This window comes from Pseudomonas sp. 8BK, from assembly GCF_902506475.1.
Taxonomy (GTDB): Bacteria; Pseudomonadota; Gammaproteobacteria; order Pseudomonadales; family Pseudomonadaceae; genus Aquipseudomonas; species Aquipseudomonas anguilliseptica.
The window spans coordinates 3025042-3049378 of the sequence record NZ_LR733252.1 but is presented as its reverse complement, the minus strand read 5'-3'; the positions used below and the strand labels follow the sequence as shown (position 1 = coordinate 3049378).

25 protein-coding genes and 1 pseudogene are annotated in these 24337 nt (G+C 60.5%); 18 read left to right on the top strand and 8 right to left on the bottom strand.

The annotated features are described in order from the left end of the window. The first annotated feature begins 23 nt into the window (after positions 1 to 23). On the top strand, positions 24 to 716 hold the full coding sequence (locus ACIN8IBEIGE_RS14275; protein ID WP_160016389.1) for an NUDIX hydrolase: 693 nt from the start codon (positions 24 to 26) through the stop codon (positions 714 to 716). Positions 717 to 922: 206 nt separating this feature from the next. Here ACIN8IBEIGE_RS14275 and ACIN8IBEIGE_RS14270 read toward each other — a convergent pair whose 3' ends face one another. The 4 genes from ACIN8IBEIGE_RS14270 to ACIN8IBEIGE_RS14255 all read right to left on the bottom strand — a co-directional run bounded on the left by ACIN8IBEIGE_RS14270 (position 923) and on the right by ACIN8IBEIGE_RS14255 (position 4764). Continuing rightward, complete coding sequence (locus ACIN8IBEIGE_RS14270; RefSeq protein ID WP_372240018.1) at positions 923 to 3436, bottom strand: penicillin acylase family protein; 2514 nt, start codon at positions 3434 to 3436, stop codon at positions 923 to 925. Positions 3437 to 3591: 155 nt separating this feature from the next. Further along, positions 3592 to 4056: a DUF2489 domain-containing protein gene (locus tag ACIN8IBEIGE_RS14265; RefSeq protein ID WP_160015241.1), complete on the bottom strand. Its 465-nt coding sequence runs from the start codon at positions 4054 to 4056 to the stop codon at positions 3592 to 3594. Positions 4057 to 4063: 7 nt separating this feature from the next. Then, complete coding sequence (locus ACIN8IBEIGE_RS14260) at positions 4064 to 4267, bottom strand: SEC-C metal-binding domain-containing protein (protein WP_090384798.1); 204 nt, start codon at positions 4265 to 4267, stop codon at positions 4064 to 4066. Between the two features lie 5 nt (positions 4268 to 4272). After that, positions 4273 to 4764, bottom strand: coding sequence for an LEA type 2 family protein (locus ACIN8IBEIGE_RS14255; protein ID WP_090384801.1), 492 nt, complete (start codon positions 4762 to 4764; stop codon positions 4273 to 4275). A gap of 112 nt (positions 4765 to 4876) precedes the next feature. Between ACIN8IBEIGE_RS14255 and ACIN8IBEIGE_RS14250 the strand changes: the two genes are divergently transcribed. Next, the gene (locus ACIN8IBEIGE_RS14250; protein WP_160015240.1) at positions 4877 to 5437 is read left to right on the top strand and encodes a hypothetical protein; all 561 of its coding nucleotides are present in this window, start codon (positions 4877 to 4879) and stop codon (positions 5435 to 5437) included. A gap of 58 nt (positions 5438 to 5495) precedes the next feature. Here ACIN8IBEIGE_RS14250 and ACIN8IBEIGE_RS14245 read toward each other — a convergent pair whose 3' ends face one another. Together ACIN8IBEIGE_RS14245 and ACIN8IBEIGE_RS14240 are read right to left on the bottom strand one after the other, a co-directional pair. Continuing rightward, entirely contained in the window at positions 5496 to 5966 is a 471-nt protein-coding gene (locus ACIN8IBEIGE_RS14245) for a YchJ family protein (RefSeq protein ID WP_160015239.1), read from the bottom strand. Between the two features lie 4 nt (positions 5967 to 5970). Then, positions 5971 to 6468, bottom strand: a complete 498-nt coding sequence (locus tag ACIN8IBEIGE_RS14240; RefSeq protein ID WP_160015238.1) for a DUF6231 family protein — start codon at positions 6466 to 6468, stop codon at positions 5971 to 5973. A 437-nt stretch (positions 6469 to 6905) separates the two neighbouring features. On the opposite strand from ACIN8IBEIGE_RS14240, the pseudogene ACIN8IBEIGE_RS20985 reads away from it, so the two are divergent. From ACIN8IBEIGE_RS20985 to ACIN8IBEIGE_RS14220, 4 genes and pseudogenes are all read left to right on the top strand, one after another. Continuing rightward, a pseudogene (locus tag ACIN8IBEIGE_RS20985) lies at positions 6906 to 7259 on the top strand (OmpA family protein); the annotation flags it as partial. 126 nt (positions 7260 to 7385) lie between these two features. Further along, positions 7386 to 8123, top strand: coding sequence for an OmpA family protein (locus ACIN8IBEIGE_RS14230; protein WP_160015237.1), 738 nt, complete (start codon positions 7386 to 7388; stop codon positions 8121 to 8123). 157 nt (positions 8124 to 8280) lie between these two features. Beyond that, the gene (locus tag ACIN8IBEIGE_RS14225) at positions 8281 to 8622 is read left to right on the top strand and encodes a DUF1145 domain-containing protein (protein ID WP_256665164.1); all 342 of its coding nucleotides are present in this window, start codon (positions 8281 to 8283) and stop codon (positions 8620 to 8622) included. Next, positions 8615 to 9376, top strand: coding sequence for a collagen-like protein (locus ACIN8IBEIGE_RS14220; protein WP_160015236.1), 762 nt, complete (start codon positions 8615 to 8617; stop codon positions 9374 to 9376). Before ACIN8IBEIGE_RS14225 ends, ACIN8IBEIGE_RS14220 begins: the two co-directional genes overlap by 8 nt. A 52-nt stretch (positions 9377 to 9428) precedes the next feature. Here the strand turns inward: ACIN8IBEIGE_RS14220 and ACIN8IBEIGE_RS14215 are convergent, their stop codons facing one another. Further along, complete coding sequence (locus ACIN8IBEIGE_RS14215; protein WP_160015235.1) at positions 9429 to 9893, bottom strand: CopD family protein; 465 nt, start codon at positions 9891 to 9893, stop codon at positions 9429 to 9431. 191 nt (positions 9894 to 10084) lie between these two features. On the opposite strand from ACIN8IBEIGE_RS14215, the gene dinG reads away from it, so the two are divergent. From dinG to pdxH, 5 genes are all read left to right on the top strand, one after another. After that, positions 10085 to 12229: an ATP-dependent DNA helicase DinG gene (dinG, locus tag ACIN8IBEIGE_RS14210; protein ID WP_160015234.1), complete on the top strand. Its 2145-nt coding sequence runs from the start codon at positions 10085 to 10087 to the stop codon at positions 12227 to 12229. Between the two features lie 207 nt (positions 12230 to 12436). Beyond that, positions 12437 to 14572, top strand: a complete 2136-nt coding sequence (locus ACIN8IBEIGE_RS14205; RefSeq protein WP_160015233.1) for a beta-agarase — start codon at positions 12437 to 12439, stop codon at positions 14570 to 14572. A 118-nt stretch (positions 14573 to 14690) separates the two neighbouring features. Beyond that, positions 14691 to 15836, top strand: coding sequence for a serine hydrolase domain-containing protein (locus ACIN8IBEIGE_RS14200; protein ID WP_160015232.1), 1146 nt, complete (start codon positions 14691 to 14693; stop codon positions 15834 to 15836). Between the two features lie 94 nt (positions 15837 to 15930). Continuing rightward, the gene (locus ACIN8IBEIGE_RS14195; protein ID WP_090384845.1) at positions 15931 to 16617 is read left to right on the top strand and encodes an OmpA family protein; all 687 of its coding nucleotides are present in this window, start codon (positions 15931 to 15933) and stop codon (positions 16615 to 16617) included. Between the two features lie 104 nt (positions 16618 to 16721). Continuing rightward, a complete protein-coding gene (gene pdxH, locus ACIN8IBEIGE_RS14190) occupies positions 16722 to 17369 on the top strand; it encodes a pyridoxamine 5'-phosphate oxidase (protein WP_160015231.1) in 648 nt (215 codons plus the stop codon). A gap of 7 nt (positions 17370 to 17376) precedes the next feature. Here pdxH and ACIN8IBEIGE_RS14185 read toward each other — a convergent pair whose 3' ends face one another. Continuing rightward, positions 17377 to 17613 carry a hypothetical protein gene (locus ACIN8IBEIGE_RS14185; RefSeq protein WP_160015230.1) on the bottom strand — a complete coding sequence of 79 codons (237 nt, stop codon included), beginning with the start codon at positions 17611 to 17613 and terminating at the stop codon, positions 17377 to 17379. Between the two features lie 175 nt (positions 17614 to 17788). On the opposite strand from ACIN8IBEIGE_RS14185, the gene ACIN8IBEIGE_RS14180 reads away from it, so the two are divergent. From ACIN8IBEIGE_RS14180 to ACIN8IBEIGE_RS14150, 7 genes are all read left to right on the top strand, one after another. Next, positions 17789 to 18250, top strand: a complete 462-nt coding sequence (locus ACIN8IBEIGE_RS14180) for a glycine zipper domain-containing protein (RefSeq protein WP_090384856.1) — start codon at positions 17789 to 17791, stop codon at positions 18248 to 18250. A gap of 327 nt (positions 18251 to 18577) precedes the next feature. After that, positions 18578 to 21370: a monovalent cation/H+ antiporter subunit A gene (locus tag ACIN8IBEIGE_RS14175; RefSeq protein ID WP_160015229.1), complete on the top strand. Its 2793-nt coding sequence runs from the start codon at positions 18578 to 18580 to the stop codon at positions 21368 to 21370. A gap of 1 nt (position 21371) precedes the next feature. After that, on the top strand, positions 21372 to 21701 hold the full coding sequence (locus ACIN8IBEIGE_RS14170; RefSeq protein WP_160015228.1) for a Na+/H+ antiporter subunit C: 330 nt from the start codon (positions 21372 to 21374) through the stop codon (positions 21699 to 21701). Further along, positions 21698 to 23203, top strand: coding sequence for a monovalent cation/H+ antiporter subunit D (locus tag ACIN8IBEIGE_RS14165; protein ID WP_160015227.1), 1506 nt, complete (start codon positions 21698 to 21700; stop codon positions 23201 to 23203). The genes ACIN8IBEIGE_RS14170 and ACIN8IBEIGE_RS14165 overlap by 4 nt, the downstream gene beginning before the upstream one ends. Next, on the top strand, positions 23200 to 23703 hold the full coding sequence (locus ACIN8IBEIGE_RS14160; RefSeq protein ID WP_160015226.1) for a Na+/H+ antiporter subunit E: 504 nt from the start codon (positions 23200 to 23202) through the stop codon (positions 23701 to 23703). The genes ACIN8IBEIGE_RS14165 and ACIN8IBEIGE_RS14160 overlap by 4 nt, the downstream gene beginning before the upstream one ends. Beyond that, positions 23688 to 23957 carry a K+/H+ antiporter subunit F gene (locus ACIN8IBEIGE_RS14155; protein WP_160015225.1) on the top strand — a complete coding sequence of 90 codons (270 nt, stop codon included), beginning with the start codon at positions 23688 to 23690 and terminating at the stop codon, positions 23955 to 23957. The genes ACIN8IBEIGE_RS14160 and ACIN8IBEIGE_RS14155 overlap by 16 nt, the downstream gene beginning before the upstream one ends. 10 nt (positions 23958 to 23967) lie before the next feature. Further along, a complete protein-coding gene (locus ACIN8IBEIGE_RS14150) occupies positions 23968 to 24300 on the top strand; it encodes a Na+/H+ antiporter subunit G (protein ID WP_160015224.1) in 333 nt (110 codons plus the stop codon). Positions 24301 to 24337: the final 37 nt, after the last annotated feature.

Below are 24337 nucleotides of genomic sequence, written 5' to 3'. Positions count from 1 at the left end.
AAGTCGAAGGGATTGGAGGGATGATGGCTTCTGCAGAAGTGCTGGCCAGCGTGGATATTGTTGCGCTGCGTCTGAGCGGGGCGGGCGAGTTGGAACTGTTACTGATTCGTCGTGCCCAGGCACCGTTCGCCGCGCAGTTGGCGTTGCCTGGTGTGCTGGTCAATGGTCGCTGCGCCGACCTCAGTCTGGATGCTGCCGCGACCCGTGCGCTGCAAGAAAGGGCGCGGGTGCAGCCGCAGCATCTGGAGCAGGTTGCAACGGTGGGTAATGCGCTGCGTGACCCGCGCGGTTGGTCGTTGAGTACCTTCTACCTGGCGCTGTTGCCCGCCGATACTGAGTTGCCGGGCGATGATTGGTGTTTTGCCAGCCTGACGCAGGTGCTCGACGAAGGATTTCCGCTGCCATTCGACCATGTGCAACTGGTGGCGCAAGCGCGGGAGCGGCTGGCCAGCAAATCGGTGTATACCTCGCTGCCGCTCTATCTGCTGGCCCCGCGCTTTACCGTGACCGAGGCGCTGCTGGCGTTTCAGGCCAGCCTTGGCCAGGCGGTCCAGCACACCACCCTACGTGGACGTCTGGAAAAGATGAAGCAGCAGGGCTGGATCAGCGATACCGGCGAGAAGAACTACCCGAAGATGGGGCGGCCTCAATCACTTATGGCACATCAGCCTCAGGCGTCTGGAGTTTTCACCTTCGATCGCAGCCTGCTGAGTTAAATTGCGGGCCAAAAAATACCTGGAGCAGTTTTAACGTCGCGAAGCGATGGCCTGAAGGGTGGCTGCCATAGATGGCAGGCATAAAAGAAAGGGCGCCAGAGGCGCCCTAAAACGATGATGTGTGGAGTAAGTCCACTTTATCTGAGCGGCAACCGCTGAATTGGTTCAGCGGTTGCCGACGAACGGTCTTCGGCCTGTAAGGCGGCTCAGTTGCCTGGCATCAGCAGCAGGCGCTTGTTGCCATAGACCTTGTCGAGGTTCTGTGACTGGAAGGGGAAGCTCATATAGCTGCCTTTCAGCCAGGCGTCGATACCGTCAGCGTAATGCTTACTGGCCGTATTACCGGATTGCCCGGAGCTGTTGAGGCCGATCAGCGGTTCTTCGCGGCCGAAGTCGACGACGATGCGCATGGCAGGGATCAGCCAGGTATCGAAGTTCTCCCCCCATTTGTAGGCCGCAACGTTCAGCGTGCCGTGATCGCCGCCGGCCGGGTAGGGGCCACGGTCGAGATAGCCCTTGATGGCGTTAATGCCGGTGCGTTGGCTAGCGCTCATGTACTGCGCCAGTTGGGTGGTCTCGGTGGTCCAGTTGTAGGTGTGCAGCTTGCCCCACTGCCAGGCGCTGCGCTGACTGCCCAGTTTGCTCTCCAGCAGAGTCACGGCGCCGGCCAGGCTGCGCGCGAGGATCGCGGGTTTGTCTTCGCGTTGTGCGGTGCGGGTGTCGTTCCAGAACGGGCTGTCCTCGCGGCCCAGCAGATGGTCGGCCTGGGCCGAATAGGAGTTATTGGCGGTATCGACCAGAGCCTTCCAGGCCGGGCTGCTTTCCGGGCCCAGTTCGTCGAGAAAGGTGTCCCGTGCGCTTTGGTAGAGGAAGGCACTGTACAGCGCGGCATCCGCCGAGCTGGCGGCCATCTTGCCGTCGAATTTCATCAGGCGGGCATAGGCCTCGCGGGCTTTGTTGCGTTCGGCTACTGGCAGGGCATCGATAGCGGCTTTCAGGCCCTCAGTCATGCCGGGTGCGCTGAACATATTCTGCAGTTTGGCCACGAAGGGCGAGGTTTGGTCGTACTGCATGGCAATCATGCTTTGGCTGTCATGCCTGCCCGTTGCTGCCAATGCGGCGATCCGTTCGGCACGCTCAGGGTAGAACCAGGAGCTGGACAGCTGCATGCCGTAGCCGCGTGGCACGGTGCGGTGGTTGGCGGTGCCCAGCCAGCCTTGCGGCGGGTCCTGATCGTAGGGGTGCAGCATCGGGTCGGCGAAGCCGTCCCAGGCGTACTGGCTGTCCCAGCCCGGCGAGGGCATCAGGCCCAGGCCGGCGCGGCGGTTGGGGAAGCGCCCGGTCACTTGCCAGCCGATATGCTGGGCATCGGCGAAGACAATGTTCAATGGCATGGCGCGCACTTCGCGGGTGGCCTCGAAGGCCTGTTCAACCGATTGCGCCCGCGACAGGTCGAAGAAGGCGTCCAGGGTCTTGTCGGCCTCGAACTGGGTGGTTTTCAGGGCCAGACCGTAGCGACTGCTCAGCTGCATGGGCTGCAGCATGTGTTTACGCTCGCCCAGTACCGAATTCAGCAGGGGGCCGTGGCGGGTTTCGAAAATGGTTTCGCGGATTGGACGCTGGCCTTTGATAAAGAAGGTTTCCTGGCGCTCCTGCGCGGGCAGCCATTTGCCGTCGGCCAGGTAGTGCAGTCGGCCGCCTTGCTGCTTGACCTGTTCAAGGAACAGATCCTGGTTGTCGCCCATGACCATGGTCATGCCCCAGCCCAGTTTGCCGTTGAAGCCGGCCACTACCGCCGGCACGCCGGCAATCGATACGCCTGCGGCCTGGAACTTCGGTGAGCGGATCTGCACGAAATTCCACACTGACGGCATCGACAGCGGCAGGTGGGTGTCGTTGGCCAGCAGGCTTTTGCCGCTGCGGGTGCGTTGCGGGGTGAAGGCCCAGTTGTTGGATGCCGCTACGCCGAGCATATGGGTGTCGGCGAATTGGCTGACGGCGGAACTAACGGCGTTGAGGCCGGCCAGTTGGCCCTTGAGATCGAGGCCTTTGAGTTTGTCAGCCTCGTCAAATGGCAACGGTTCGTCGGGATAGGTTGGCAGCAGCCAGGCAAGTTGATCGCTCCCGACCTTCTGCGCCAGTACCAAAGAGGCGATTTCTTCCTGCAGATTGACCGCCAGGCCGAAATTCAGCAGGCAGAACACCAGCACCGAATCTTCGGCTTTCCAGTAGGGTGGGCGATAACCGGACTCGGCCAGGTCCATCGGCAGCTTGTCGCGGTAGCGGAACAGGTAGGCGTTGACACCGCGGGCATAGACTTCGAAGAACTTCTTGATTCGCGGCGAGGCATTGCTGTAGAGCACCTCGGCGCTTTTCTTGAGGTTGACCGCGCGCATGAAGCGGTCCATTTCCAGCACGCCGGGGCCGGCCATTTCAGCCAGTCGACCTTCTGCCATCAGGCGCAGGCCGACCATCTGGCTGAGACGGTCGCTGGCATGCACATAACCCAGGGCGAATAGCGCGTCGTGGAAGGTGGTGGTTTCGATCAGTGGCATGCCTAGCGGGTTGCGGCGAATCACCACGCTTTGCGCCAGTCCTTTGACCCGTACGATGCCCTGGTCCGGGTGCACGCTGTCGCTGTAACGGCTGTTCAGCAAAGATTGGCAGCCCGTGAGCACGACCATGGCCGTGAGTAGGGCAGCGAGGCTGAAGTGGCTCATGGGGCGTAACGCGCGCGCTAGCATGCAGCAGGCTCCTTGCGGGTGGAAAACGGTCGGTTGGGGTATGCGCTTTCCGACCGGGGCGTTGGCGCGCAGGTGCGGACGTACTACGTTAGCCAGCCGCCCTGCGCCTGACAAGGCACAGGGTGAGGGAATCAGGCGCTTCGGCGCAGTGGCGGCAGAGCCTCATCAAGCAGCCAACGGACGGCGGCGCGAGCAGCTGCCTTGTGCTGCAGCTCAAGTTCGCTGAAACGCTGCTCATGCTGGCGGCGTACGCTTTTCTCCAGAGCCTTCCACTCTGCGTGGGTCGGCACCTGGGCGGTTGCCGCAAACAGCAGGTGAAAAACCTCACAGCGCTGATCCTGACTGAGGCTGCTGTCGTAGTTATCCAGCAGCACCTTGATCCGAATGGCGCCCTCGATCAGTGGTAACTGCCCTTCGAGCAAACTGCTGGCGAGGATATGCAGATCGCCGCCGATACGTTCGCGCTGAGTATTGAGCGCCTCGGTCTGGGCTTTTTCCTGAGCCCAGACACGTCGCCACAGCTGCAGGGCGTACAGCGCTAATGCGGCAATCAACACGCAGCTGCCGATCAGGGCGAACAGGGTGAGGTTATTCATCGCAGGCTTATGCGCCGTGGCATTTCTTGAATTTCTTCTCGCTGCCGCATGGGCAGGGGTCGTTGCGACCAACGTCTTTCAGGGCGTTGCGTGCAGGTTCCTGATGGCCGTGATTGCAGTGCGGGCCATGCACGTGGCCGTGATCATGGTGGTGTGCGTGATCGTGGTCGTGATTGCAGTCAGGGCCGTGGACGTGTTCTTGCTGGGTCATGCGAGTTACTCCGGGATGTAATCGCCGGGAATTATCTCGCCATTGCGCGACATGTGCACGCTCTGTCCGAACAACCAGCCGGTTTTTACCGCACCTTGCAGGCGATAGGGGATGGGTTGATCAGGTTTTTCCAGGGCCTTGACGATCTGCCGCAAGTGGCGCCAGAGGTTGGTGCGCACCGGGATGGAGAAATTATGGTGGCCGTGAGCAGGCACAGTGAACGAAACGCTGGATTCGCCTTCAGCCAGTTTGACCTGGTTCAGATACACCAAGTAATCCATCCCGCGCACCGGCAGGCTGAAGCTGTTGGGATTATCGATGCGAAAGCGCAGCGTGAAATGCTGCTCCAGCAGTTTGGCTTTTACGACGTCGACTTTAACGAGGCGTACTTCGGGCGACTTAAGATCGCCAGGAGAGGAGCAACCGCTAAGGCCCGACAGGAGGCCAAAAAACATCAATAGGCTGAGAATTCTTATCGTTTGCGCCTGATAAAACATTGCATACTCCGAATGACGCATCAGTGTAACAAGCAAGTGCTTGGCTGCAACCTGTTGTGACGGTAAAAAAACCTGCGCCATACTGAGCAACGAATAGGACAGGAGTATGACTATGGCTCGCTACGAAATTGCCTTTAGTGCGCAGTTGGTTCCGGGGGCCCAACTGGAGTTGGTGAAAGCTAACCTGGCCAAGCTGTTTCAGGCGGATGAGCAGCGGCTGGCGCTGCTGTTTTCGGGGCGGCGCATTGTGATCAAAAGCAATCTGGATGCGGCTGGGGCGGAAAAATACCGCTCGACCCTGGAGCGCGCTGGCGCTGTTGCCGAAGTGACCTGCTTGGATGATGAAATCGAAGAAATTGAGTTGGCCGCGCCGCCTGTTGCTGCGGCACCAATTGCCACACCGGTTACAACACCGGCCAGCAGTCAACCGGCGGGGCGCCTGCAGGTAGCGCCGCGTGATGAATATATGGCCGCGTTTGCGGAAGTGGATGCCCCTGATTTTGGCATTGCGCCATTGGGCGACGATGTACAGGATGACAAACCACCGGTGCAGGCACCGGTACTGGATTTGTCGCAGTTCAGCCTGGCACCGCCCGGTAGCGATATGGGCGAGGCGAAAAAAGCTCCAGCAGGGCCGCCACCGGATATTTCCCATCTGAAATTGCAGGATTAGTTTGAGCGTGCAGAAAGTACTGTAATGCGGCTTTCTGCGCGAACACCCGCCTCAGTTGTTAGAAATAGCTGGCACAGCACTTCTTGAACTTCAGTCCGCTGGCGCAGGGGCAAGCGTCGTTGCGACCAAGTTTCAGCTCAACGGTCGGGTCAATGAAATACCAGTTGCCGTTATTGCGTACGAAGGCCGAGCGTTCGCGGTGGCTGTGTGCACCGCTTTCATCACGCCAGTGGGCAGTAAAAGTGACGTAGGCGTGCTGCGGTTCGCCATCGATCAGCTGCGTTTCATCAACCTCAAGTCCAAGCCAAGTACTGCCCAGGCTCCAGGCGCGAATAGCCTCGTGGTCGAGGCCTGCTTGCTGGGCTGGTAATGTGCTGCGCAGCAGATAGTCGATAAGCCCTAGGGCATAGGCGCTGTAACGCGAACGCATCAAGGCTTCGGCGCTGGGCGCCGGAGTACCTGCGTGGTAAAGGCCGCAGCAGGCTGCCAGCAGTTGGCCGCTGCCGCATGGGCAGGTTGTGCTGCTCATGGGCTTACCACCAGTACTTGCCGAAGTTTTCCGGGTTGGCCCAGAACTTGGCGTTCAGCCAGTCGGGTACTTGTTTGTAGTCGAGCAGGTCATAGGTGAACAGGTTAAGTGTCTGTTCATCGCGCTGGAAACACTCACTGGCCTGCAGGGCCAGGGCAAAGAAGTCGGTCTCCTGCCAGTCACAGGCGTGCAAATCGACCAGTACAGCAATGCGGCTGGCATTCAGGTTGCGAATACCACCGAGCAGCTCTAGCCCGGTGCGTTTCGGCAAGTGCTCAAGGCAGTCGACAATCAGCGCCAGATCGAAACGTTGGGCGGCCACTTCATTAGATAGGGCGCCTGCATCCGCGTGCACCAAATGGCAACTTGGATGGGCCTGGATAAATGCGTCAATCGCAGGTAGTTTTCGGCTACCGACTACCAACAGGCGTTCTGGCGTGTAGCGTGCCAACAGGGCAGCAAGGGCTTGCTGGGGTGTTCGGGTGGACGGGGTTGCAGGCATAACGGCTCCTCGCTCAAGTGCGCAAAGACTAACGTGCTGCAGCAGTGCGGCCTAGTGCGGATCGTGCTAGTAATGTGTTTGCATATTCTCTGGCATATTTTGTTACTGGCGTCTTTACTTCGTCAGTATCGGTTTTTGCCGATTTACCAATAGGAGACGTATATATGAGCATCACCAGGAAAGCATTACCCCTGATTGTCGCGAGTACCTTTTTGACCGGTTGTGCCGGGCTGCAGAAAACGGATTGGCCAACCTGTGCCGCGATCGGCGGTGTGGGCGGTGCTGCTCTGGGCGCTATTGAAAGCTCTACCTGGGCTGGCGGTGGTGCAGTCGTTGGCGCGGGCATGGCCGCTGCGTATTGCTGGGTGCATGGTGCCAGTGATGAGCAGGTTGTTATGGTTGAAGAAGTGGTTGAAGAAGTAGTAGTTGCCGAACCAGCCGAAGCTGTACGTGTAGAGCTGGACGTCAAGTTCGACTTCGACAAGGCTCAGGTCAAACCAGAAAGCTACGGTGACATCAAAAACCTGGCTGACTTCCTGACTCAATATCCACAAACCACCACTGTGGTTGAAGGTCATACCGACTCCGTCGGTAGCGATGCTTACAACCAGACCCTGTCCGAGCGTCGTGCCAATGCGGTGCGTGATGTACTGGTTAATCAGTACGGCGTAGGTAGCGATCGTGTTAACGCTGTGGGCTATGGCGAAACTCGCCCAGTTGCGGACAACGCCAGCGCTGATGGCCGTGCTGTCAACCGTCGCGTAGAAGCAGAAGTAGAAGCTCGTCCTTGATCGTCTGACTCCAGGCTTTCTGAAGAAAACAAGCCAGACCCTCCGGGGTCTGGCTTGTGCAGCTTGAAGGGTAGGTCTTTACTCCTTAGTTACCGGCAGTAGCCGGCATTACAGGAGATTTCTACCATGAGAGTTAGATCCATGATGGGGGTGGCCCCCATTCTCTTGGTCAGCAGTGTTCTTTCAGGTTGTGTCACAACTTCCAGTACGGGAGATGCGCCGCTCAACCAAGGGAACTGGCCCCTGTGCAGTGCAATTGGCGGTCTGACCGGTGCAGGTCTGGGCGCAATCGAAAGTTCTACGTGGGCAGCAGGTGGTGCCGTGGCCGGTGCGGTCATTGGTACGCTGATTTGTTACGCCCAGGATGGCGATGAAGACGACGACGGTGTGTTTGATCGCCGCGATCGTTGTTCAGGTACTCCTCCTAATACGCCGGTGCATCACAACGGCTGTCCGATCAAGGAATATGCCAGTACGCCTGCTGAAGCAGAGCCTGAGCCCATCGAAATGGTGGAATCGGTTCGGGTAGAACTGGATGTGAAGTTCGATTTCAACAAATCCGACGTCAAAGAAGACAGTCAGGCCGACATCAAGAGCCTCGCTGATTTTATGAAGCAGTACCCGCAAACCACTACAACCGTTGAAGGGCATACTGACGCCGTAGGCAGTGATGCCTATAACCAAGGGCTGTCTGAGCGGCGTGCCAATGCGGTGCGTGATGTGCTGGTCAATCAGCATGGCATCGACAGTGGCAGGGTTTCCTCTGTTGGATACGGTGAGTCGCGGCCGGTTGCTGATAATGACAGCGAGTCCGGACGGGCAATCAACCGCCGTGTTGAAGCGGAGGTCGAAGCACAGCCATAGCTGATGTGATGCGCTGGCAGGCCGTTGCGAACCTAGCTCTTTGGTTCGCAACGGCCTGCCAGCGAGAGAGTGGTTTTAACCCAGTAAAAGCTGTGAAGGCATTTGGCCTCCATGGTTTTTACTGGTCTTCTGGCAGCACACTCCCAAAGCAGATAAGGTGCAGCAAAATAAAAAACTGCCGGGGGCGGATATGAAGACATTTCTGACGTTGGGTAAGGTGCTGACGGCATTGTTCTGGGGCGTTGTACTGGCAAATCTGCTGCAACCCTTTGCACAACCTTTCGCGCTGCTGTTGAACGGCGCCGGGGCTTTTATTCTGCTGATCCATGCGCTTGAGCTGTGGTTCTTTGGCAAGCGCATTGCCGCTTGCCCCAAGCCTGTTCAAGAGCGTGTACAGGTCATGCTATTTGGTGTTTTTCAGTTGCTTGGGTTGCCAGCCGAGCAAGGGGCTGTAGCCGAGCCTGAGCAAATGCTGCAGATGGAGGCCGAAAATGCGTAAGCTGCTCGTCCTCGCTGCGTTATTCAGTCCACTGGCATTGGCTCAGGTGGTGATTGAAGTCGACTCCCATGCGGTTATGCGCCTACCAAGCAATACCAGCGTATTACTGCTGGATCGTCTGGAAATTGCCGATCACGGCACCTTGTTGATCCCCCCCGGGCTGACCGAAATTCGTGTGGCGCAGCTAACTCTGGGGCGCGATGCGCGTCTGGCGATTGCTCCCAGTGATCAGGTATTGCGCCTCGAAGTGGACGCTGCCGAGATTGCCAGTGGTGCTCAGATCAGTGCGCGCGGAGCCCAGGGCAGTGCTGAGAAGCCGGCGTTGCCGGGGCGTCACCTGAGCCTGCGTTTGCAGTCTGTGACCCTGGAAAGCCTGGTGCTGGATGCCCGCGGTGGTACAGGTGCGCCTGGTTATGCCGGTCTAGCTGGTGCCGATGGCAAACCAGGTGGTTGCACTTGGGGTGAAGCCAGTCGCGGCCATGATGGCTTGAACGGGGGGGATGGCCAGCCGGGTGCTGCCGGTGCGCAGGTGCGCCTGGAAGTCCCGCAGGGCTTTCCGGTTGAGCAATTGCAGGTGCGTCTGGATGGCGGCAACGGCGGTCAGCCGGGTGCGCCTGGTGCGGGCGGTCAAGGTGGCGTGAGCAAGGGTTGCTGGTTGTACAGCACCGCTGGTGCTCGCGATGGCAAGCCAGGGCAGCCAGGGCGTGCCGGTGAGCCAGGTCCGGCAGGTGCCTTGAATATCGTGCAGTTCTGAGCCGCTTTGAATGCTAGCCGCTGCCCCAAGAGCAGCGGCTGCTTGAGCGTTTTTAGAACGAGGGACGGATACCGGCGATTGCCACCACCAGCAATCCCAGCAGCAGGTTGATGCCAACCAGTCGGCGAATACGCCCAAGCACGGCGCCGCCATTCGGCCAATCCTCTGCCGCCACAGCGCGGCGCAGTTCAGGTAGTTGCAAGGCCTGAATCCGTAGAAACAGCGCCAGCATGGCGATATACAGCCCCATCATGATGTGCACGTAGCGCGGCGCCGTATCGAAGCCGCTGAAGCGCAGGTGCAACATGCCTACGCCGGTGACCGGCAGCACAATCACCGCCGCCCATACCCAGTAGAAAAACCGCGGAAAGACTTCCAGCCAGAGTTTTAGACGAGCTGGGGCTTCCAGTGCGGCGACGGCTGCCGGGCGCAGGATCATCCATGCGAAGAACATACCGCCCACCCAGACCAGGGCGGCGAGTAGGTGCAGGCTGTAGACGAAGGCGTAAGGGGTCATGCAGGCACTCCTGTTGGTTAAGAGTCTATTTCCGATCTGCCGCGCGTCGGCCCTGGGCGCTAGAAAAAGGCTCTAGCTCGAGAGATCGTAAACAGGTTCTAAGCGGTTCAGCGCTGGATCGATTAGCGCGCTATGATAGCCGCCGATTGCAAACACTGAAAATTTATCCAGCCTTTTCGCGCCAAGATCCCATGCTCAGTACCGAACTCAAGTCCCAGATCCAGGGCGCCTATTCCCGTTTTCTCGAAGCCAAGTCGCTCAAGCCGCGTTACGGCCAGCGCCTGATGATTGCTGAAATCGCCAAGGTGCTGGGGGCGATCAAGACTGATGACGAGGGCCGGCGCCTGGGTGACCCCGCAGTGGTGGCTGTTGAGGCCGGCACCGGTACGGGCAAAACCGTGGCCTACAGCCTGGCGGCAATTCCCACTGCCAAGGCAGCAGGTAAGCGTCTGGTGATCGCCACGGCCACCGTGGCCCTGCAAGAGCAGATCGTGCACAAGGATCTGCCAGATCTGATGCGCAACAGCGGGCTGAATTTCAGCTTCGCCCTGGCCAAAGGCCGGGGTCGTTATCTGTGTCTATCCAAGTTGGATATCCTGCTGCAGGAAGGCCAGGCGCAAAGCGCCACCGCCCAGCTGTTCGAGGAAGAAGGCTTCAAGATCGATGTTGATGAGCAGAGCCAGAAGCTGTTCACCACGATGATCGAGAAACTTGCTGGCAATAAATGGGACGGCGACCGCGACAGCTGGCCGGAAGAGTTGGAAGACACACGCTGGTCGCAACTGACCACCGATCACAGCCAGTGCACCAATCGGCATTGCCCGAACTTTCAGCAATGCGCCTTCTATAAGGCACGCGAGGGCATGGGCAAGGTTGATGTGATCGTCACCAACCATGACATGGTCCTGGCCGATCTGGCGCTGGGCGGCGGGGCGGTGCTGCCGGATCCGCGCGACACCCTCTACGTGTTCGATGAAGGTCACCACCTGCCGGACAAGGCCATCGGCCATTTCGCCCACTTCACCCGTCTGCGTTCGACTGCCGATTGGCTGACCCAGATCGACAAGAACCTGACCAAGCTGTTGGCGCAGTATCCGCTGCCCGGGGATCTAGGCAGGCTGATTGAGCAGGTGCCGGAACTGGCGCGGGAGCTCAAAACCCAGCAGCAATTTATGTTTGCCGCTTGCGAGCAGGTAGCCGATTTCAAACCGGGCGAAGATATGCAGGGGCGCGAGCGGCCGCGCCATCGGTTTATCGGCGGTGTGGTACCGGAGCATTTGACCGAGCTGGGTCTGGAGCTGAAAAAAGGTTTTTCCAAGCTCAATGATCTGTTCACCGGCGTGACTGAGCAGCTTAAAGAAGCGATGGATGGTGAGGGCGCTGTCGGTATTGCCAGTCACCAGGCCGAGGAATGGTATCCGCTCTTCGGCAGCCTGTTGGCGCGGGCCAAGGGAAATTGGGAGCTGTGGTTGGCCTTTACCGCTGAAGATCCGGAGGAAAGCCCGCCGATGGCACGCTGGCTGACCCTGGCCGACAGCGGTGCGCTGTTCGATATCGAGGTCAATGCCAGTCCGATCCTGGCCGCCGAAACCCTGCGGCGTAATCTGTGGAATGTCGCCTATGGCGCCCTGGTGACCTCGGCGACCCTGACGGCGTTGGGCACCTTTGACCGCTACCGTATGCGCGCGGGCTTGCCGAAAGTGGCGGTTACCACGGTGGTGCCGAGCCCGTTCCATCACGCCGACGCCGGTGTGCTGCGGGTACCCAACCTGAATGCTGATCCACGTGATGCGGTGGCCCACACGGCGGCAATCATTCGCGATCTGCCTGATCTGGTTGAGGGCTCTCGGGGCACCCTGGTGCTGTTTTCCTCGCGCAAGCAGATGCAGGAGGTCTTTGACGGCCTGGAGCGCGACTGGCGCAAGCGGGTGTTTATCCAGGGCAACCTGTCCAAGCAGGAAACCCTGAACAAGCACAAGGCGCGGGTGGATTCCGGCGAGGAAAGCGTGCTGTTTGGCCTGGCCAGCTTTGCCGAAGGCGTCGACCTGCCGGGTGCCTACTGCGAGCATGTAGTGATCGCCAAGATACCCTTCGCCGTGCCGGACGATCCGGTGGAAGCGGCCCTGGCCGAGTGGATCGAAGCGCGTGGCGGCAACCCCTTTATGGAGATTGCTGTGCCGGATGCGTCGCTGCGTCTGGTGCAGGCCTGCGGCCGGCTGCTGCGTACCGAAGCGGATCGCGGCATTATCACCCTGCTGGACCGGCGCGTGGTCACCCAGCGCTACGGCAAGTCGATTCTCAATGCCTTGCCGCCGTTTCGTCGGGAAATCAGCTAGCAGTCCATCTGGTAGGCAACTCGCCGCACGGTATCGGTTCCTAATGTGCGTGGACAATGCCTTGGTCAGCAACAGGGCCTGGATTTTGCCTCGGGCAGTATCGCCCGAGGCGGTTGAAACAATGGGGGAGTGTGGTTCGTGAAGGTCAAGCGCAGGCTGCAAACGGCTGTTCTGGTATCAGCGCTCGTGGGGTTTGCCGGCGCAGCCATGGCGAAAGAGCCGCAGGAACTGTTCAATTTTGTCCGGCCAATGGATGCCGTGCAGGTCACGACGCAGGATGCCGATCTACCCAACCGCATTGGCGAGCCGACTCCGCAAGGCGAAGTGCTGCGGCGAGTGACCTTCCATGCCGCTGAACAACCGAGCCTAAAGCTGACCCCGCAAGACGGTAGCTGGGACTGGTCGCAGCAAACGCAGGTGAGCCTGCGTGTGCAGAACGCTATGGACTGGACGCTGACTCTGGATGTGCTGATCGATAGCACTGACGGCCAGCGGCTGAGCACGCGTATTGCCCTGCCTGCCGGTCCTGCGCAAACCCTGTTGATTCCCTTGCAGGCTACTTCGCCTCGCGATCAAGGCATGCGTGCCGGTGTGCCGATGCCCTGGACGCACAAGGGCCAGCGCCTGCTGCTGGCGGATTCGGTCACGGGTACGCTGGATCTGAGCAAGGTCAGCGCGGTCACCCTGTCCATGCCGCAGCCGAAGGCCGCGCAAGATATTCTGATCAGCCAGTTTGGCGTAAACGGCGAGCAACTTTCGGCGGCGGCCTATGCCGCTATCGTTGACCGTTACGGCCAGTACACGCGCGCTGATTGGCCGGGCAAGGTTAAGAGCGACGAGCAACTGCAGCAGGCGGTGGCTCAGGAGCAGAAACAATTGCATACCTGGCTGGCCGAACGCCCTGCGCAGGACAAGTTTGCCGGTTGGACCGGCGGGCAGCCGTTTGAGGCGAGCGGTTTCTTCCGTACCGAGAAGCGCGATGGCCGCTGGTTTCTGGTCACTCCTGAAGGCCATCCGTTCTACTCGCTGGGCGTCAATGCGGTCACCGCTCAACAGAGCGCCACCTATGTTGAAGGGCGTGAGGCGATGTTTGCCGGGTTGCCGCAACCGGGTGAGGCGCTGGCGGCTTATTTCGGTACCTCCGACAGCCGCAGCGACACCGGCGCCAATCAGGGCCGGGCGTTTGCCAGCGGGCGCTGGTTCGATTTCTATAAGGCCAACTTGCAACGCAGCTATGGTCAGATTGATCCGCTTGCCTGGCGCACGCTGAGCCAGGACCGCCTGCAGGCCTGGGGTTTCAACACCCTGGGTAACTGGAGTGACGCAGCTTTTGGCGGCGATACGCGCATGCCATTCAGTATTCCACTGTCGATTCATGGCGACTACGCCACCATCAGCACCGGCGTCGACTGGTGGGGCGCGATGCCTGATCCATTCGACCCGCGCTTTGCCATGGCCACCGAACGCGCAGTGGCGATTGCTTCGCGCGACCATCGTGACAATCCCTGGCTGCTTGGTTATTTCGCCGATAACGAACTGGCCTGGGCCGGCCCTGCGGATGACCCCAACAGCCGTTACGCCCTGGCCTACGCCACGCTGCGCTTGACCACCGATGTGCCGGCCAAGCGTGCCTTCCTCAAGCAGCTGCGCGACAAGTATCGCAATCAGAATGGGCTGTCCCGCGCCTGGGGTATTGAGCTGCCGGCCTGGGAGCTGATGGAGGATCCGGGTTTTCAAGCGCCGCTGCCAAGCGCCGAGTACCCGGCCATCGAGAAGGACATGCAGGCATTCTTGCGCCTGTATGCCGAGACCTACTTCAAGACCATTGCCGATTCGCTTGAGTGGCACGCGCCCAATCACCTGCTGCTGGGGGGGCGTTTCGCCAGCAGCATCCCCGAGGCGGTGAATGCTTGTGCGACCTTCTGCGATGTGTTGAGTTTCAACTTCTATACCCGTGAGCCGCAGCATGGGTACGACTTTGCTGCCCTGCGCCAGCTGGACAAACCGTTGATGGTCACCGAGTTCCACTTCGGCTCGCGTGACCGTGGGCCGTTCTGGGGCGGAGTTGCCGAGGTTTATAAGGAAGAAGAGCGCGGCCCGGCCTATGCGCATTTTCTGCGCAAGGCCCTGGAAGAGCCGCAAATCGTCGGCGTGCACTGGTTCCAGTATCTCGATCAGCCGCTCACCGGGCGTCTGCTGGACGGTGAGAATGGCCATTTGGGTCTGGTCGCCATTACCGATCGGCCTTGGGATGGTTTTGTCAAAGCCGTGCGCAAAGCCAACCGCGATGTGCCGAGAACGCTGCTCAAGTCTGTAACCGCGCCAGTTCCTGCGGCTCCGTAAAAGGCTATTCGCCAAGCTGATAGTAGGATTACCAGCCTTGTGCTGGGTTCACCGCAGGCGTCAGAGCTGAAACAATCTGCCGAAGATTTGGCCGAGTACTTAAGAAGGGGGCAGGGTGGTGCAGATACAGGGTTATTTCGACCTCAAGTTCGAAGCGCTGAGAGATGCCTTTGCGGCACTGTTCGAGGAGCCGCAAGAGCGCGGCATGGCGCTCTGCGTGCAAATTGGCGGCGAAACCGTGGTGGATCTGTGGGCCGGGGTTGCCGACAAGGAGGGTCAGCAGGCCTGGCACAGCGACACCATCCTTAACCTGTTCTCCTGCACCAAGACCTTTACTGCAGTGACCGCGCTGCAACTGGTGGGCGAGGGCAAGCTCGAGCTGGATGCGCCGGTCGCACGCTATTGGCCCGAGTTCGCCGCAGCCGGCAAGGACAGGATCACTCTGCGCCACTTGCTCAGCCATCAGGCCGGGCTGCCAGCCTTGCGCGAGATGCAGCCGGCTGAAGCCTTATACGATTGGCAGGCGATGACCACGGCTCTGGCTGCCGAGCAGCCGTGGTGGCCATTGGGTGAGGGCCATGGTTATGCGCCGATCACCTATGGCTGGCTGGTGGGAGAGGTGTTGCGCCGAGTTGAGGGGCGCGGGCCGGGCGAGTCCATTGTTGCGCGTACGGCCAAACCTCTGGGGCTGGATTTCCATGTTGGCCTGGCGGATGAAGAGTTCGAGCGGGTAGCAATCATCTCCCGTGGCAAGGGCAACTTCGGCGATGCAGCAGCCCAGCGCCTGCTCAAGACCATGATGAGCGAGCCTGCGGCCATGAGCACGCGGGCCTTCACCAATCCACCGTCGATCATGACCAGTACCAATAAGCCCGAGTGGCGGCGCATGCAGCAGCCGGCGGCGAACGGTCACGGCAATGCCCGTAGTCTGGCCGGTTTCTACAGCGGCCTGCTGGATGGTCAGTTGCTGGAAAGCGAGTTGCTGGCCGAGCTGACCCGTGAGCACGCGGTAGGTGAAGACAAGACCCTGCTGACCCGCACCCGCTTTGGTCTGGGCTGCATGCTTGATCAGCCTGATGTGGCCAACGCCACCTACGGCATGGGCCCGCGTGCCTTTGGCCACCCTGGCGCCGGCGGTTCTATTGGCTTTGCCGACCCGGAGCGGGACGTGGCGTTTGGTTTTGTTACCAATAATCTAGGACCGTTCGTCTTGATGGACCCCCGTGCGCAGAAACTTGCGCGTTTGTTAGCTGATTGTTTATAGCCGGCTCGGCTAGACTGCTGCGCAACATGGCATGGTCCGCTTCTGAGCGGGCCACTGACCCGCTCCTTTTTTGCTTATCACGTGTGGATACCTGATGCTCGCTAACAAAACTCTCGTCATCGCTCTGTGTGTACTGATCAGCGGTTGTAGCCTTTTCGAGAAATCCGAAAAGCCAGCGCCGAAAGTGGTGCCAATGCCGCCACCAGCAGTTACTCAGGCCTGGTTGGATGTGTACGAGCCGAAGGTGCGTGAAGCGATCAAAGGTACCCATTTCGAGTTTGAACGTCGCGAAAACCTGCTAGTCGTTACCGCGCCGGTGCTGGGTTCGTTCAACCCGGACCGTCCACATATGATGTTGCCGACCACCCTCGGCCCGCTGAGCCGCATGGCCAAACTGCTGGAAAGTGATGAAACCATCGGTGTGCTGATTCTCGGCCATGCCGACAGCAGCGGTGAAGTAAGCGCCAACCGTGAACTGAGCCACCAGCGGGCTCGTGCGTTCACCTCAATTTTCCGCCTCAGCGGTCTCAAGCAGAACCGTCTGATGGTCAAGGGCCTGGGCTCGGACATGCCGCGCGCCGCCAACGACAGCCAGCAAGGCCGTGCGTTGAACCGCCGAGTGGAAATCCTCCTGACCTCGAAAGCCACCCTCAACGCGTTGATTTCCAAGTACAGCCAACCTGCACCGGCACCCGTCACTGCAGTAGCCGCTGTCAAGCCTGCCGCTGACAAGAGTGCGAAAACTGTAGCCAAGGCTGATAAGCCAGCCAGCAGCCAGTAAGACGCTGCTCCAATAGCCGCTAGGCAGCGGCGTGTTGCCGCAGATCAAGCCAGATAGAGCGCTCGCGGGTAAGCTAGGCAGTACTTGTTCGAGAGGATTTGCCGATGACTCAAACCCTGGCTGATATGCGCCGTGACTACACCCGCGATGGCTTGAGCGAGGGGCAAGCGCCGCTTGAGCCCTTTGCGCTGTTCGAGCAATGGTTTGCCGATGCAGTGAAGACCGAGCAACTGCCGGTCGAACCTAATGCCATGACCCTGGCGACCGTCGATGCCCAAGGGCGCCCGCATTGCCGGGTGCTGCTGCTCAAAGGTCTGGATACGCGCGGCTTTACCTTTTTCAGCAACTACGACAGTGCAAAGGGCCAGCACCTGGCCGCCAATCCCTTTGCCGCCATGACCTTCTTCTGGCCCAGCCTGGAGCGGCAGGTGCGCATTGAAGGGCGCGTCGAGCGGGTGAGTGCCGAAGAGTGCGATGCCTACTTCCAGGTGCGTCCGCTGGGCAGCCGATTGGGTGCCTGGGCTTCGCCGCAGAGCCGGGTGATTGCCGACCGTGCCGAGTTGGAAGGCCTGCTGGCAGAAACCGAGCAGCGGTTTCTCGATCGCGCGCCACATTGCCCGCCGCACTGGGGGGGCTATCGCCTGCTGCCGGAGCGTATCGAGTTCTGGCAGGGCCGTTCCAGCCGTCTGCATGACCGCCTTAATTTTCGTTTGCAGGACGCCGCCTGGCTGCGTGAGCGCCTGGCCCCCTGAGTTCGCTTCAGTCGCCGGAGTACTTCGCGGCAGCTTGCTCCAGCCAGGCGGGCAGGTCGCTGCGCTTGATGCCGGCGGCCTGCGCCTCAGCCAGGCGAGCAAGCATATAGTTGCGTTTGGCCGTTGAGTCGCCAGCCAGTGACAGCGCCAGGTCGCGATCCATCCAGCGTTTGATTCGCACATACAACCACCAGTGGAAGTACAGCCCGGCAACACTGGTGATGGCGACGATGAAGTAATCCATAAATCCCCCAAGCCAAGTCTTAGCTTAGGCTGATTGGAGGTCGTGATTGCACGCGGCGAAGTGTCGCGCCGGGCTCCTGCGCTGCAACTTGGGTAAAGTTTTGCCGCATATTGGCGGGTGACAGCGGCGCTGCCCAGGCGTTTTAATGAGCACCTGCCTAACTGGAGAAACAATCATGCGTAAACCCTTTCTGTTGGCTGCCTCGTTTGCCGCGCTGGCCCTGTTGGGTGGTTGCGCCTCCAGCCTGACCGGCGACACCTACTCGCGTGATGAAGCACGCACTGTGCAGACTGTGCGTATGGGCACCATCGAAGCGTTGCGTCCGGTGAAGATTGAAGGCACGAAAACCCCAATCGGCGCCGGTGCCGGTGCGGTAATCGGTGGCGTGGCCGGTAGCAGCGTCGGTGGCGGCCGTGGCAGTGCGGTAGCCGCAGTGATCGGTGCAGTGGCCGGTGGTCTGCTGGGGGCGATGACCGAGGAAGGTCTGACCCGTACCCAGGGCGTGGAAATTACCGTGCTGGAGGATGACGGCAGCATGCGGGCCTACGTCCAGGCCGTTGAAGAGAATCAGATTTTCCGCGTCGGTGAGCGTGTACGGATCATGACCGTGAATGGCACCAGCCGCGTTACTCATTGAGTTCCTAGGAAACCGGATCAGTTCTGACTGATCCGGTTTTTTATTGTCTTTTTTCCAGATAAACCAGATGTTTATCGGTGTTTCGCAGGTTTTTCAGGCAAGCTCGCGGAATACTCAGCGTTTAGTAATAATTCTATCCATGACGGCCGGCCGATAGTTATGGATAATCGCGCACGCTTTTGCGTCGACGGGCTTTCGTCGGCGCGCGGTGCAATACTTTTGCGCGGGTTGCAATGCAGGCAAACGCCTGTGGTTGACTGCCAGTGAGCAGGTTAGGGAGTCAGCCGGGGACGGGTGCGTGCCGGGTTCGTATTAAGGGGTTTTTCTATGACGCTTGCGCTGATCATCGCCTTGCCATTTCTCGGCATCTTTCTGCCGCTACTGGCCGAGCGCCTGGGCCGTTCCGCCTGCGCCGCGGCGGCAGGGGTAGCGCCACTGACGGCGCTGGTAGTGCTGCTCTCGCAGCAGTCTGCGGTGTTCGCCGGTGAGCTGCTCAAAGTCAAGCTGGAGTGGTTGCCGGCACTGGGCCTGAATCTCAGCCTGCGTCTGGATGGCTTGGGCTTTCTGTTTGCTCTGCTGATTCTCGGTATTGGCCTGCTGGTCATTCTCTACGCACGCTACTACCTGTCGAAGAAAGAGCCGATGGGGCGCTTCTTCGCCTTTCTCCTGTTGTTCATGGGCGCCATGCTCGGCGTGGTGCTCTCGGAAAACCTGCTGCTGATGTTGATGTTCTGGGAACTGACCAGCCTGTCGTCGTTTTTGCTGATCGGTTTCTGGGGTGCTCGTTCGGATGCCCGTAAAGGCGCGCGCATGGCCCTGGCCGTGACCGGCGGCGGTGGCCTGGCGCTGTTCGCCGGGATTCTGTTGATCGGCCATATCGCTGGCAGTTTCGAGCTGTCCCAGGTGCTAGCGGCCGGTTATGCGATTCGCGCCCACGAGCTGTACCCGTTGGCGTTGATTCTGGTGCTGTTGGGGGTGTTCACCAAGTCGGCGCAGTTCCCGTTCCATTTCTGGTTGCCCCATGCCATGGCCGCGCCGACGCCGGTGTCGGCCTATCTGCACTCGGCGACCATGGTCAAGGCCGGGGTGTTTCTCCTGGCGCGCCTGTACCCGGCGCTGGCTGGGTCGGAGTGGTGGTTCTACCTGGTCAGCATCACAGGCCTGGTGACCTTGCTGGTCGGCGCCGGGATGGCGCTGTTTCAGCATGACCTCAAGGGCTTGCTGGCCTATTCGACCATCAGCCACTTGGGTCTGATCACCTTGCTGTTCGGCCTCGATACGCGCCTGGCTGCCGTGGCGGCGGTATTCCATATCATCAACCACGCCACCTTCAAGGCCTCGCTGTTTATGGCTGCGGGGATCATCGACCACGAAACCGGCAGCCGCGATATGCGGCGCATCAACGGTATGTGGAAGTACATGCCGCATACGGCCGTACTGGCCATGGTGGCGGCCTCGGCGATGGCCGGGGTGCCGCTGCTCAACGGCTTCCTGAGCAAGGAAATGTTCTTTACCGAAACGCTCAATCAGCACCTGCTGGGCAGCTTCAACTGGGTGATCCCGGCGGCGGCAACTCTGGCCGGGGTGTTCTCGGTGGCCTATTCGCTGCGTTTTATCCACGACGTGTTCTTCAACGGTGAGCCGGTCGACTTGCCGCATTACCCGCCGCATGAGCCGCCGCGCTATATGAAGGTACCGGTGGAGATTCTGGTGTTCCTCTGCCTGCTGGTGGGGATTGTTCCGGCCTACACTGTGGCGCCGCTGCTGGCCGCAGCCGCAGCCGCCACCCTGGGTGGTGATGTGCCGAGTTACAGCCTGGCAATCTGGCACGGCTTCAACCTGCCGTTGCTGATGAGCTTTATTGCCTTGTTCGGCGGGATTCTGGTGTACGTGTTCCGTCAGCCGCTGTTCCGCTGGTATGCCGGGCTGCCGAGCGTAGATGCCAAGTTGATCTTTGAACGTGGTGTAGTGCTTGTGATCCAGGCGTGTACCGCCGTGACCCGGTGGTTAGAGAATGCTTCGCTGCAGCGTTACCTGGCTCTGTTACTCGCGGCAGCGTTAATCGTGGTGACCCAGGGCCTGAGTTCGTTGCCACAAATCAGCGGACCGCTGGCCATGGCGGAGATCGACGGCATCACTGCCTTGGGCCTGGGCATCATGGCCCTGGCCGCACTTGTGACGGTTATCTTCCATCGCCAGCGTCTGGTCTCATTGCTGATGCTCAGCGTGGTCGGGCTGATGGTGGCTCTGGCGTTCGCCCGCTATTCGGCGCCGGATCTGGCCCTGACCCAGCTGTCAGTGGAGGTGGTGACCATCATCCTGCTGATGCTCGCGCTGTTCTTTCTGCCGGCGCATACCCGTGTCGAGTCGAGCAGCCTGCGCGGTCTGCGCGACTTCAGCCTGGCGGTGGGCAGCGGGGTGATGGTGGCGATGCTGGTGTTCGCCGTACTGACGCGGCCTTACGACAGTATTTCGGCGTTCTTCCTGGAGAACAGTGTGCCGGGCGGCGGCGGCACCAACGTGGTCAACGTGATTCTGGTGGACTTCCGCGGCTTCGACACCATGGGCGAGGTCACCGTGCTGGCGATTGCCGCCGTAGGCATCTTCGCGCTGCTCGACGGCCTGCGCCTGTTCCAGCCGAAGGTCGATGCGCAGGGCCGCAGCTGGGCGCGTGACCGCCACCCATTGATCCTCGCCACCCTGTCGCGGGTGCTGTTGCCGATGGCGCTGCTGGTCTCGGTGTTTATCTTCCTGCGCGGCCACAACCTGCCCGGTGGCGGTTTTATCGCCGGCTTGGTGACGGCCGTGGCGCTGATCCTGCAATACGTCGCCAGCGGCGTGCAGTGGACGCAGTCGCGCCTGCCGCTGAATTATCAGGGCATGGCCGGCCTCGGCGTGTTGGTTGCCGGCCTGACGGGCCTGGGCAGTTGGCTGTTTGACCGGCCGTTCCTGACCTCGGCCTTCGGTCATTTCCATATCCCGCTGATCGGTGAAATTGAGCTAGCCACCGCCATGTTGTTCGATCTGGGCGTGTACCTGACGGTTGTCGGTGCGACCCTGCTGATTCTCGCCAACCTGGGCAAGTTGACCCAGGAAAAAGCTGTAGAAGAGGTGCTTTGAGATGGAAGCCATATTTGCCGCGACTCTGGGCATCCTCACCGCCAGCGGCGTGTACCTGCTGCTGCGCGCGCGGACCTTCCCGGTGGTGCTGGGGCTGACGCTGATTTCCTATGCGGTAAACCTGTTCCTGTTTGCCATGGGCCGCTTGCAGAGCGGCGTGTTCACGGTGATCGGCCAAGGCAACCAATACGCGGACCCGCTGCCGCAGGCGCTGGTGCTGACCGCCATCGTGATCGGTTTTGCCATGACGGCATTCGTCGTGGTGCTGGCGCTGCGCAGCGTGGGTGAAACCCAGACCGACCATGTTGACGGCCAGGAGCCTGCACAATGAATCACGGCTTGATTCTGCCCATTCTGCTGCCAATGTTTGCCGGCAGCCTGTTGCTGCTGGGCGCGGGCCTGAGCCTGCGGGTCAAACGCAGCTTGTCACTGCTGGCAACTCTATTGCTGCTGCCGTTGAGCGGCTATCTGCTTTGGCTGGCCGACCAGGGCGTGTTGCAGGTGTATGCCGCCGGTAACTGGGCGGCGCCGTTCGGCATCATCCTGCTGCTCGATCGCCTAAGCGCCTTGCTGCTGGTGGTCACGGCGGTGCTTGGCAGCTTCGCCTTGTTGTATGCGGTGCGTGGCGACGATGAGCGTGGGCAGAGTTTTCATGCGCTGTTCCAGTTCCAGCTGATGGGCATCAACGGCGCCTTCCTCACCGGCGATCTGTTCAACCTGTTCGTGTTCTTCGAGATCCTGCTGATCGCCTCCTATGCGCTGCTGGTGCATGGTGGCGGGGCTGAGCGGGTGCGTGCGGGGCTGCATTACGTGGTGCTGAATCTGGTGGGCTCGGCGTTCTTCCTGCTCGCCGTGGGCGTGCTGTATGGCATCACCGGCACCCTGAACATGGCAGATATGGCCCTTCGCGTGGCCGCTGCCGGACCGGATGATGCAGCGCTGCTCGGTGCTGCCGGGTTGTTGCTGCTCGTGGTGTTCGGCCTCAAGGCGGCATTTCTGCCGCTGTATTTCTGGCTGCCCAAAGCCTATGCCACGGCCACTGCGCCGGTCGCGGCGCTGTTTGCGATCATGACCAAGGTCGGCCTGTATTCGATCATCCGCGTGTACACGCTGATCTTCGGCGATGAGGCCGGCAGTCTGGCCAATATGGCGGGCGACTGGCTCTGGCCGATTGCCCTGCTGACCCTGGCACTGGGCGTGATTGGCGCGCTGGCGGCGGTCAGCCTGCAGGGGTTGCTGGCGTATCTGGTGGTGGTGTCGGTCGGCACCTTGCTCGCCGGTATTGCCATCGGCACCGAACAAGCCCTGGCCGGTGCGCTGTATTACCTGGTGCACAGCACCTGGGTTGCCGGTGGGTTGTTCCTGCTGGCCGACCTGATTGCCCGCCAACGTGGCGTTAAAGAAGCGCTGCTGGTGCAGGGCCCGGCGCTACAGAATCCGCACCTGCTCGGCGGCCTGTTCTTTTTCGGTGCGATTGCCGTGGCCGGCCTGCCGCCGCTTTCCGGGTTTATCGGCAAGCTGCTGTTGCTGCGCTCGCTGGAGCCGGGTGTGCAGGCGCTAATGCTCTGGCCGGTGGTACTGGGCGGCGGCTTGCTGACCCTGATTGCTCTGAGCCGTGCTGGCAGCATGCTGTTCTGGCGCGTTGGCCTGAGCCAGCTGGACAGCGCCGAGCTGGATTACGGCCGGCTGCTGGCTTGTGCTGGCTTGCTGCTGCTAAGCCTACTGCTGATGGTCGGCGCCGCGCCGCTGCTCAGTTATGTCGAAGCCACGGCCAGCCAGCTGCATGACCTGGCGCTGTACCGGCAAATCATCGAATCGGGAGCTGCACGATGAAAGCACGTCGCTGGTTACCCCATCCGCTGCTGAGCCTGTGCCTGCTGCTGGTCTGGCTGCTGTTAATGAATGACCTGAGCCTGGGCCACTGGCTGCTCGGCGTGCTGCTCGGTTGGGCTATCCCCTTGCTGACCCAGGTGTTCTGGATCAACCCGCCACGGGTCTACAAGCCGCTCAAGCTGTGCCTGTTTCTGCTGCGCATTCTTGGCGATATCGTCATGGCCAACCTGCAGGTGGCCAAACTGATCCTCGGCTCGCCCGCCAAGCTGCGCCCGGCCTTCGTGGAAATTCCCCTGCTGCTGGAAGATGAGCTGGCTCTAACCATGCTCACCAGCATCATCTCCCTGACCCCTGGCACGGTCTCTGCCGACCTCAGCGATGACCGCAAGCTGTTGCTGGTGCACGGCCTGGATGTGCCGGACGCCGAAGCCTTGGTGGCAGAAATCAAACAGCGCTACGAAGCACCCTTGCTGGAGGTATTCACATGCTCGCCTACGTGATTCCGCTGTGCCTGGTGATCATCGGCCTGGCCCTGGTGCTGACCATGGCGCGCCTGATTATTGGCCCGGATCTGCCCGACCGTATCCTGGCCCTGGATACCCTGTATATCAACGCGATTGCCATGCTGGTGCTGTTCGGCATCTGGTTGGGCTCGGACCTGTATTTTGAAGCGGCCCTGCTGATTGCGGTGATGGGCTTTATCGGCACGGTGGCCGTGGCCAAGTATTTACTGCGCGGCGACATCATCGAATGAGGAGCATCTGATGGCTTTCTGGATCGAAGCGCTGGTAGCGCTGTTTCTGCTGATCGGCAGCCTGTTCGCCTTGATCGGTGCGATTGGCCTGTACCGCCTGCCGGATTTCTTTATGCGCCTGCACGGCCCGACCAAGGCCAGCACCCTGGGTGTGGGCGGCATGGTGATTGCCTCACTGATCTACTTCAGCTTTCGTGGTGAGGGTGTCAGCCTGCATGAGCTGTTGATCGCCCTGTTTCTGTTTATCACCGCACCGGTCAGCGCCCATATGCTGGCCAAGGCCGCGCTGCAGCAGAAGCTGCAGATCAGTGAGCAAACTCGCGGTAAGCCCTGGGAACAATAAGGTGCCGGTTGCGTCGCGCTTCCTGTGGGAGGGGCTT

Bases quoted from the DNA above. Each gene is read 5' to 3' on its own strand.
- ACIN8IBEIGE_RS14275 (WP_160016389.1), top strand. From the start codon at position 24: ATGGCTTCTGCAGAAGTGCTGGCCAGCGTGGATATTGTTGCGCTGCGT.
- ACIN8IBEIGE_RS14270 (WP_372240018.1), bottom strand. From the start codon at position 3,436: ATGAGCCACTTCAGCCTCGCTGCCCTACTCACGGCCATGGTCGTGCTC.
- ACIN8IBEIGE_RS14265 (WP_160015241.1), bottom strand. From the start codon at position 4,056: ATGAATAACCTCACCCTGTTCGCCCTGATCGGCAGCTGCGTGTTGATT.
- ACIN8IBEIGE_RS14260 (WP_090384798.1), bottom strand. From the start codon at position 4,267: ATGACCCAGCAAGAACACGTCCACGGCCCTGACTGCAATCACGACCAC.
- ACIN8IBEIGE_RS14255 (WP_090384801.1), bottom strand. From the start codon at position 4,764: ATGTTTTATCAGGCGCAAACGATAAGAATTCTCAGCCTATTGATGTTT.
- ACIN8IBEIGE_RS14250 (WP_160015240.1), top strand. From the start codon at position 4,877: ATGGCTCGCTACGAAATTGCCTTTAGTGCGCAGTTGGTTCCGGGGGCC.
- ACIN8IBEIGE_RS14245 (WP_160015239.1), bottom strand. From the start codon at position 5,966: ATGAGCAGCACAACCTGCCCATGCGGCAGCGGCCAACTGCTGGCAGCC.
- ACIN8IBEIGE_RS14240 (WP_160015238.1), bottom strand. From the start codon at position 6,468: ATGCCTGCAACCCCGTCCACCCGAACACCCCAGCAAGCCCTTGCTGCC.
- ACIN8IBEIGE_RS14230 (WP_160015237.1), top strand. From the start codon at position 7,386: ATGAGAGTTAGATCCATGATGGGGGTGGCCCCCATTCTCTTGGTCAGC.
- ACIN8IBEIGE_RS14220 (WP_160015236.1), top strand. From the start codon at position 8,615: ATGCGTAAGCTGCTCGTCCTCGCTGCGTTATTCAGTCCACTGGCATTG.
- ACIN8IBEIGE_RS14215 (WP_160015235.1), bottom strand. From the start codon at position 9,893: ATGACCCCTTACGCCTTCGTCTACAGCCTGCACCTACTCGCCGCCCTG.
- dinG (WP_160015234.1), top strand. From the start codon at position 10,085: ATGCTCAGTACCGAACTCAAGTCCCAGATCCAGGGCGCCTATTCCCGT.
- ACIN8IBEIGE_RS14205 (WP_160015233.1), top strand. From the start codon at position 12,437: ATGGCGAAAGAGCCGCAGGAACTGTTCAATTTTGTCCGGCCAATGGAT.
- ACIN8IBEIGE_RS14195 (WP_090384845.1), top strand. From the start codon at position 15,931: ATGCTCGCTAACAAAACTCTCGTCATCGCTCTGTGTGTACTGATCAGC.
- pdxH (WP_160015231.1), top strand. From the start codon at position 16,722: ATGACTCAAACCCTGGCTGATATGCGCCGTGACTACACCCGCGATGGC.
- ACIN8IBEIGE_RS14185 (WP_160015230.1), bottom strand. From the start codon at position 17,613: ATGGATTACTTCATCGTCGCCATCACCAGTGTTGCCGGGCTGTACTTC.
- ACIN8IBEIGE_RS14180 (WP_090384856.1), top strand. From the start codon at position 17,789: ATGCGTAAACCCTTTCTGTTGGCTGCCTCGTTTGCCGCGCTGGCCCTG.
- ACIN8IBEIGE_RS14175 (WP_160015229.1), top strand. From the start codon at position 18,578: ATGACGCTTGCGCTGATCATCGCCTTGCCATTTCTCGGCATCTTTCTG.
- ACIN8IBEIGE_RS14170 (WP_160015228.1), top strand. From the start codon at position 21,372: ATGGAAGCCATATTTGCCGCGACTCTGGGCATCCTCACCGCCAGCGGC.
- ACIN8IBEIGE_RS14165 (WP_160015227.1), top strand. From the start codon at position 21,698: ATGAATCACGGCTTGATTCTGCCCATTCTGCTGCCAATGTTTGCCGGC.
- ACIN8IBEIGE_RS14160 (WP_160015226.1), top strand. From the start codon at position 23,200: ATGAAAGCACGTCGCTGGTTACCCCATCCGCTGCTGAGCCTGTGCCTG.
- ACIN8IBEIGE_RS14155 (WP_160015225.1), top strand. From the start codon at position 23,688: ATGCTCGCCTACGTGATTCCGCTGTGCCTGGTGATCATCGGCCTGGCC.
- ACIN8IBEIGE_RS14150 (WP_160015224.1), top strand. From the start codon at position 23,968: ATGGCTTTCTGGATCGAAGCGCTGGTAGCGCTGTTTCTGCTGATCGGC.